11 protein-coding genes are annotated in these 7,709 nt (G+C 62.8%); 7 read left to right on the top strand and 4 right to left on the bottom strand.

The features are described 5' to 3' along the window. Both EOA29_RS18615 and EOA29_RS43075 read right to left on the bottom strand, forming a co-directional pair. A partial coding sequence (locus EOA29_RS18615; protein WP_189478922.1) for a poly-beta-hydroxybutyrate polymerase N-terminal domain-containing protein occupies positions 1–443 on the bottom strand: 443 nt, incomplete at its 3' end. Positions 444–555: 112 nt separating this feature from the next. Next, a complete protein-coding gene (locus EOA29_RS43075; protein ID WP_245464883.1) occupies positions 556–1,206 on the bottom strand; it encodes a hypothetical protein in 651 nt (216 codons plus the stop codon). A 146-nt stretch (positions 1,207–1,352) separates the two neighbouring features. On the opposite strand from EOA29_RS43075, the gene EOA29_RS18605 reads away from it, so the two are divergent. The 3 genes from EOA29_RS18605 (at position 1,353) to EOA29_RS43795 (ending at position 3,244) form a co-directional block, all read left to right on the top strand. Next, positions 1,353–1,886, top strand: coding sequence for a flavin reductase family protein (locus EOA29_RS18605; protein ID WP_127221256.1), 534 nt, complete (start codon positions 1,353–1,355; stop codon positions 1,884–1,886). Between the two features lie 94 nt (positions 1,887–1,980). Next, positions 1,981–2,805 carry a universal stress protein gene (locus tag EOA29_RS18600; RefSeq protein WP_126092027.1) on the top strand — a complete coding sequence of 275 codons (825 nt, stop codon included), beginning with the start codon at positions 1,981–1,983 and terminating at the stop codon, positions 2,803–2,805. Positions 2,806–3,112: 307 nt separating this feature from the next. Next, positions 3,113–3,244 (top strand): hypothetical protein, encoded by a 132-nt coding sequence (locus tag EOA29_RS43795; protein WP_281061086.1) that lies wholly within the window; start codon positions 3,113–3,115, stop codon positions 3,242–3,244. An 88-nt stretch (positions 3,245–3,332) separates the two neighbouring features. Here the strand turns inward: EOA29_RS43795 and EOA29_RS18595 are convergent, their stop codons facing one another. Then, complete coding sequence (locus tag EOA29_RS18595) at positions 3,333–3,737, bottom strand: host attachment protein (protein ID WP_126092026.1); 405 nt, start codon at positions 3,735–3,737, stop codon at positions 3,333–3,335. 158 nt (positions 3,738–3,895) lie between these two features. Next, the gene (locus EOA29_RS18590; RefSeq protein ID WP_127221258.1) at positions 3,896–4,192 is read right to left on the bottom strand and encodes a metalloregulator ArsR/SmtB family transcription factor; all 297 of its coding nucleotides are present in this window, start codon (positions 4,190–4,192) and stop codon (positions 3,896–3,898) included. 164 nt (positions 4,193–4,356) lie between these two features. On the opposite strand from EOA29_RS18590, the gene EOA29_RS18585 reads away from it, so the two are divergent. The 4 genes from EOA29_RS18585 to EOA29_RS18570 all read left to right on the top strand — a co-directional run. Continuing rightward, a complete protein-coding gene (locus EOA29_RS18585) occupies positions 4,357–5,649 on the top strand; it encodes an FAD/NAD(P)-binding oxidoreductase (RefSeq protein WP_126092024.1) in 1,293 nt (430 codons plus the stop codon). Between the two features lie 27 nt (positions 5,650–5,676). Then, a complete protein-coding gene (locus tag EOA29_RS18580; protein WP_126092023.1) occupies positions 5,677–5,880 on the top strand; it encodes a DUF2892 domain-containing protein in 204 nt (67 codons plus the stop codon). Positions 5,881–5,967: 87 nt separating this feature from the next. Further along, the gene (locus EOA29_RS18575; RefSeq protein WP_348628897.1) at positions 5,968–6,978 is read left to right on the top strand and encodes an efflux RND transporter periplasmic adaptor subunit; all 1,011 of its coding nucleotides are present in this window, start codon (positions 5,968–5,970) and stop codon (positions 6,976–6,978) included. Beyond that, positions 6,975–7,709 (top strand): efflux RND transporter permease subunit (locus EOA29_RS18570; RefSeq protein ID WP_145969700.1); only part of this gene is annotated, 735 nt, incomplete at its 3' end. The genes EOA29_RS18575 and EOA29_RS18570, both read left to right, overlap by 4 nt.

Genomic DNA, 7,709 nt, shown 5'->3' with positions numbered 1-7,709 from the left:
CTGTAGAACTCGACGAGGCGCTCATGCCTCCTCGTGACTCCTGGAAATCCTGTCGTCGCATTGTGCCACCATTGCTGGGACAGCAGGAAAGCTTGCTGCATGGCGTTGAAGGGGAACGCCTGCCACGCCTGGTGCTGGAACCTTCTGTCTTGCGGCAAGGGCACGATCGTCGGCGCCGCGGATCCCATTCCGAGCCCGCAGCGAAAAACAAAATCACTCAGCCTCGCAACCTTTTCGGCCGCTTTTACGAAGACCTCCCCCTGCTTGCCCGGTGATGAGGACAAGTGCAGCAGCCAGTCCTGCCAGGCTTGCAAGAGGCTGATCGGCGAAATGCCTGCAGTGAAGGCCGCCAGCAAGGCATGCGAGAGCCGATCGACATCGCGATAGATGCCCCCGGCTTCATCATCCGGCAGCGGCAGCGCCGAGGCGCCGGTCGCGGTCACCGCGCCATGCCCCGACTTTCGCCGCGCGCCCCGGTTCCCCGCCTCGTCGTAAACGCTCGGGACGGAGGACCGATCAGCAGGTTTCCGCCCCTTCTTCCTTGATCGCAACATTTCAGGTCGCGATGGTTGCTGCGGCCATGTCGTCGATCGTCGTTTCCGCCTCTTTGCGAACCCGCCCGGCTGTTTCCGAAGCAAGCTTGGCGCCGATGGAGGCGAATCTGCCGGCCTCGTTCGCATAGTCGGAGGTCGCGTTCTGGACGAAATTCACGTACACGTCGAAGGCATCGACGAATTCGTCACTGCCGGTCAATTTATCGAGGAGCTTGAGGTCATCCTCGAACCGCCGCTTGAGGAAGGACGCGCTTTCGATCTGGCAGCGCAGCCCTGCGCGGATCGCATGCGCCTGCAGGACCGCGGTGGCTCGCATGAACTTCTGTGCTGTCCGAACGAAGGGCAGCACGTCCGGCGCGCGAAACTCTTCTGCATTCCAGGTCATGATGATCTTTCCTTTCGCTCTTCGCTTCAATGTCTTGTCTTCGGCTGGCGGGACCGTGACCGGCGGCCGAAGGCCTAGCTTGCCGACGGGCGTTTGCTTCTGCTGAACGAAGCCAGTCCGGAATAGATCGCGGCTCCGGCGATAAAGGCCAAGCAGAGCACGGCGCCCCAGAGAAGGATGTCTTCGGCAGACATGGATGAGCCCTTGTTGGTTCAAAGGTCGCAGACTCCATTCAAGCCGGCATTGATCGTGATCAATCGGATTCACTTGCCATGCCGCTTCGAACCGCCCCCATCGCTGCGCCAAATCCCACGACCCCGGGTCTCAGCTTTGACCATGATCAAGGCGGAGGACGGCATTGGCGGCAACAGATTTACGCGAACAAGCCTGCGAATGCTTAGCGAGGGACGGAGATGAAGGAACTGCCGCTTGCCGACGTGTATCGATTGATCGAACCTGGTCCCGTCGTTCTGCTGTCGACCAGATCCGGCGGAGGCCGCGCCAACGTCATGACCATGTCATGGCACATGATGGTTGAGGTCGCGCCGCCGCGGATCGCCTGCATCGTGTCCAGCGGCGACCTGTCGTTCTTCACGTTGCGGAAAACAAAGGAATGCGTGATTGCGATCCCCGCCGTCGAGCTGGCGGAGAAGGTCGTCAAGGTCGGCAACTGCTCTGGTCGGGATACCGACAAGTTCGCGACCACCTGGCTGACGCCGCTGCGCGCCGAGCGGGTGTCGGCGCCCCTGATCGCCGAGTGCTTCGCCAACCTCGAATGCCGCGTCGTCGATACGAGACTGGTCAACAGATACAATCTGTTCGTCCTGGAAGTCCTCAAAGCCTGGATCGATCCGGCGCAGCCGAAGCCGAAGACAATCCATCACATCGGGAACGGCGGCTTCATCGTGGATGGGGAAGTGATCCATTTCGAGTCCCGCGTGCCCTGAAGGCCATACGGCATCACTTTGATCGGCATCAAGGCGAGTTCGTCTCGGCAAATTAGCTTCGGACATCGAACCACTCGAACCGAAAGCCATATCGATGAGCTACAAATCCATTCTCCTGAACCTGGGCATCGACGGTCCGATCGAACCGCTCGCTCTGGTCGGTATCGACCTTGCCAGGCGTTTTGACGCCCGCCTGATCGGATTCTGCGCCGCCGATGCTCCGTTGCCGGTGACGATGGCGCCGGAGGGAGCGGCAATTGCGGCCGAGCTCTGGGAGCAATCGCGGGATGAAATCCGGCAACGGCTGAAGGACCTGCGCGGCAAGTTCGAGAATCTCGTCGCCGGAGCAGTCGAGACGGACTGGCGCGGCACGGTCGAAAACCCGGATGCCGCCATGGCGAGGAGTTCTCGTCTCGCCGACCTCATCGTTACGGGTGCCGCCCAGGGCGCGTCCACGGGCGATTCCTACCGCGCGGCCGATCCGGGCAGTTTGGTGTTGCGCGCCGGCAGACCCGTGCTGGTCGCGGCAAACGGCTCGGCGAGTCTGCCGACAGGCAGGGTCGTGGTGGCTTGGAAGGACACGCGTGAAGCGAGGCGTGCCGTGGCGGACGCCGTGCCGCTGATGGCCATGGCCAGTGAAGTCACGATCGTCGCGGTCGATCGCAATCCGGATGATTGGATCAGGGACGGTGTCAAGGACGTCGCGCGTTTCCTCGACGGCCACGGCATCAAGGCGCGTACCGAAATCCTGAAGTCCGACGATGAAGGCAACCGCCTCGTCGATTTCCTCGCCTCGGTCCGTGCCGAACTGGTCGTCTCGGGCGCCTATGGACACAGCCGGTTGCGGGAATGGGTGTTCGGTGGGGTTACCCGCTCGCTGCTCGACGAGGTCTGGCTCAATCGGCTGATGTCGAGCTGATGCTGCGCCAGAAATCTCGCATAAGCAGTTCACCTGGTCGCTGGGCCGGTGCAGCGCCGCCAGGACGTTGAAAGGTGGGTGCTCGCCAAGAGGCGTGACCCGTCATACTGGCGCTTGGGCTTGATCGAATCGACGTTTTTTCTGGCGGGATTGACCGAGATCAAACCCGACCTGCCCAATCAGTCACTATGGTTTGCCATTTAGCATTCGGGTACCCCACTTAATGAGAAGCGCTGCTGCGAAGCTTGTCGATGTTTGCAATGCCCAAAGAAACAAGGGGGCGGACTTTCCAACGATCTGGAGGGACGTGCTGAAGACGCATCCGTGTGTGCGCGGACTGCCGATCCAAGACAGCCACGAAGACGGCCCGATCTTGAAGGTTCCCCTGATTACCGGCCAGTTTCTCGTGTTCCTCGATTCGCATTTTTCTCTTTTGTAGATTCTGCCCCATGCAGGCGGGTCCCATGTGGCCGCATTCGGTGCCCCGCTCCACAAGGCAAGGGGCACCGATCAAAGCAGTTCGTCGGTCAGACCATCAAAACGGCGTCCTTGATCGACTCGAGCGAATGTTTGACGAAGTCTTTGCCGATCTCGCCCGCGAGTTTCGCATTCAGTGAAGGCCGATAATGTTTTCGCATTTCGCCGAGCGTCCGGGGATCGGCGATCACCAGTATATGCTCGTACGATTCCTCGAGCGCCTGATGGTTGAGATAGTCTGCGACGGATCCGGCGAAATCATCTTCTCGTAGCCGTGACTCATCTGGATTGGCGGTGGAACTGCGATGCCTGCCGCCGGATCCGGTGTGAGCCACCTCGAGGACGGGATCCTCGATTTCGACCAAATCGAGATGAGGTTCGTGGCCTTTGGTGTGGAACAGCCGCAGCCTCTCGCCATCCGTGACCGCGACAAGGGTGGCATTGTTCAGGATCATTGTGTTTCTCCGCAAACGGATCAGCCGGGATTGGGCGCTGTCCGATGAATTCATTGCTGTCGCGAGCCAGAAGATTCCAGATCCGGTCGCCTCGCCTTGACTTTGATCAAAGGGACAAAGGCATGATCCGTTCACGACGCTGTCGGCAGCGAGCAGCGTTAACTCGGGCAGAAGGCGGAATGTAATGCCTCGATCACGGTGAGCACCTCCGGCCGCGTGATCCGATAGTAGACCGTCGTGCCCTCCCGGCGCGCCTCGACCAGCCCGTCCGCCCTCAACCGCATGAGCTGCTGCGACATCGGCACCTGATCGATGCCAAGCAGGTCGCGTAACTCCGCCACCGAGCGCTCCTCGCCTCCCAGGGCGCAAAGCACGAGCAGCCGCTGCGGATGGGACAGGCTCCTGAGCAGTTCAGCCGCCTCTCCCGAGGCCGGGATCATTTCTCTTACATTCATGTTCTTGAATTTATGATTTTTGAATGTTACATGCAACCCGTGGATCGAGCTCATTTCTGCCTGACCATACATTCGAGCCCGCCCATTGGGAATTGAGCCTGGTCCACTGTGTGGCTTGCTCACACAGTGGCGTGAGGATGAACTCCATGGGGAGGAAACCCATCATGTCTCACATCGTCGTTCTCGGAGCCGGCCTCGGCGGCACCATTATGGCCTATGAAATGCGCGACAAGCTACGCCGTGAGGACAGTTTGACCGTCGTCAACCTCGGCACGTCCTATTCCTTTGTGCCTTCCAACCCTTGGGTGGCCGTCGGCTGGCGGGAGCGCGATGACGTCACCGTCGACTTGGCGGATACCTTCAAACGGCGTGGCATGGCGCTGCGTCCCGAAGGCGCGGAGAAAGTGCATCCGAAGGAGAACCGCGTCGAGCTCAATGACGGTTCCTTCCTCGATTACGACTATCTCATCATCGCCACCGGCCCGGACCTCGCCTTCGACGAAGTGCCCGGTCTCGGGCCGTCCGGCCACACCCAGTCGATCTGCCACATCGACCACGCCGTAGCGACGAAGGACAAGTTCGACGAGTTGGTCCGCAAGCCGGGGCCTGTGATCATCGGCGCCGTCCAGGGTGCCTCCTGCTACGGGCCGGCCTACGAGTTCGCCTTCATCCTCGACACCGCGCTGCGCAAGGCCAGGGTACGCGACCAGGTGCCGATGACGTTCGTGACGCCCGAGCCCTATATCGGACATCTCGGCCTCGACGGCGTCGGCGACACCAAGGGGCTGCTCGAAAGCGCCATGCGCGAGCGCCACATCAAGTGGATCACCAACGCCAAGGTGGCCTCGGTCGAGGCCGGCACGATGCATGTCGAAGAGGTCAATGACGACGGCACGGTCAAGGCCAGGCACGACCTGCCTTTCGCCTTCTCGATGATGCTGCCGGCGTTCCGCGGGGTTTCCGCACTGACGGGGGTCGAAGGCCTGGTCAATCCGCGCGGCTTCGTCACCATCGACAGATATCAGCGCAACCAGGCGCACCCGAACGTCTTCGCGATCGGCGTCTGCGTCGCCATACCGCCGGTCGGCAAGACGCCGCTGCCGGTCGGCGTCCCCAAGACCGGCTTCATGATCGAATCCATGGTCACGGCCACCGCCGAGAACATCGGCGCGCTGCTGCGTGGCGAGCAGCCCAGGGCCGTCGCCACCTGGAACGCAGTCTGCCTCGCCGACTTCGGCGACGAAGGCATCGCCTTCGTGGCGCAGCCGCAGATCCCGCCGCGCAATGTCAACTGGTCCTCGCAGGGCAAATGGGTCCACGCTGCCAAGGTCGGCTTCGAGAAATATTTCCTGCACAAGGTCCGGCAGGGCAAGAGCGAGACCTTCTATGAAGGGCTGGCGCTCGACATGCTCGGCATCAAGAAGCTCAAGGCGATCCATACCGAGCCGGCCGAATAGGCAGGCTCACATCCAAGGAGACATGAAATGACCATCGACAAGGCCGTGCTGATGTTCGCCGGGTTCGTTGTGCTGATCTCGCTGGCGCTCGGCATCTACTATTCGCCGTACTGGTTCCTGCTGACCGCTTTCGCCGGACTGAACATGATCCAGGCCTCCGTGACCGGCTTCTGCCCGGCGGCGATCGTGTTCAAGAAGCTCGGCTGCAAGTCGGGCGTCGCGTTCAAGTAGCAGCCCGTCCTTTCAGGAACCGCCGCCACAAACCAGGGGGCGCATGATGCGCCTCCTGGACCATTTCAACCGACCGGAACAAGCGCAATGCGAAGCATGAGATCGGCTGTCGCCAACATTCTTCTGATCGGCACCGCGTGCCTTGCGGTATCGAATACGAAAGCCGCGGAATTCACCGTGAAGGCCACGACCGTCACCGAAATGAAGGCCGTCTACGGGCAGGTGGAAAGCCGCACCGTGGTGCCGGCGCGCGCGCGCATTTCCGGCACCATCAGCGAGGTCCGCGTCTCGGAAGGCCAGGAGGTGCGCCAGGGCGACCTGATCGCAATCGTGGTCGACGACAAGCTCGCGCTCCAGCTTCGCGCCGCCGACGCCAAGATCGCCGCGCTCAACTCGCAGCTCGACAATGCCCGCACCGACATGCAGCGCGCCCAGGACCTGCTGGCCAAGGGCGCGGCGGCGCAGAGCCGGGTCGACGCCGCGCGGCTGCAGCTCGACGTCACCACCAACCAGCTCGCGGCGGCCGTCGCGGACAAGGCGGTCATCGAACAGAGCTCCAGGGAGGGACAGACGCTCGCGCCCGCCAACGGACGGGTGCTCACCGTTCCGGTCACGGCCGGCTCGGTGGCCATGGCCGGCGAACCGATCGCCCGCATTGCGTCAGGCCGGTACTATCTGCGTCTGTCGCTGCCGGAGCGCCACGCCGCCGAGATCGCCGAAGGCGCCACGGTCGACATCGGCGAGCGCGGCACCGGATCGAACGCCGGCTTCGTCAAGGACCGCGAGGGGCGCATCGCCAAAGTCTATCCCGAAATCGAAAGCGGGCGGGTGATCGACGATGTCGAGGTGGCTGATATCGGCACCTATTTCGTCAACGAGCGCACGCTGGTGTCGATCCCGGTCGGCAGCCGCGCCATGCTCGGCGTTCCACCCCAGGCGGTGCGCACGATCCATGGCGTCGACTACGTCAGCGTCGAAACGGCGAACGGGCCGCTCGACGTGGCGGTGGTGCTCGGCGAGCGGGTCGAGGATGCCGGCGAGCAGCGCATCGAGGTGCTGACCGGCCTCGCCGAAGGCGACAAGGGCGTCATGCCATGAAGCTCGGTATTGCCGGCGGGCTCACCCGTTCCTTCATCGGCTCGCCGCTGACGCCGCTCTTCCTGCTGGCCGCGCTTGCCCTCGGCCTGGTGGCGCTGGTGACGCTGCCGCGCGAGGAGGAGCCGCAGATCTCCGTGCCGATGGTCGATATCCACGTCAGGGCTGACGGGCTCAGGGCCGAGGATGCGGTCAAGCTGGTCACCGAACCACTGGAGACGATCATCAAGAGCATCGATGGCGTCGAACACGTCTATTCGCAGACCGCGGATGACGGCGCGCTGGTCACGGCCCGCTTCAAGGTGGGCACCAGCTCGGACGCCGCCGTGCTGCGCGTGCACGACAAGGTGCGCGCCAACCTCGACCGGATTCCGGTCGGCATTCCCGAGCCGCTGATCGTCGGGCGCGGTATCGACGACGTCGCCATCGTGGTGGTGACGCTGACGCCGACGCCGGAGGCCGCCGGCCGCTATTCCTCGGCCGACCTGACGCGTCTGGCGCGCGAGCTTCAGGTCGAGGTCGCCAAGCTCCCCGACATCGGCCTGACCTACATCGTCGGCGAGCAGCCGGAGGAAATCCAGATCGAGCCCGATCCGGAGAAACTCTCGCTCTATGGGATCACGCTGCAGCAACTGACGGCCAAGATCGCAGGCGCCAACCGCTCCTTTCAGCTCGGCACGGTGCGCGAGCAGGGCGAGCAGCAGGTGCTGGTCGCCGGTCAGACACTGCAGGGG

It is taken from the genome of Mesorhizobium sp. M1E.F.Ca.ET.063.01.1.1 (assembly GCF_003998155.1).
Lineage (GTDB): Bacteria > Pseudomonadota > Alphaproteobacteria > Rhizobiales > Rhizobiaceae > Mesorhizobium.
The sequence above is the reverse complement of the archived record's forward strand: the minus strand, read 5'-3'. Positions and strand labels throughout refer to the sequence as shown.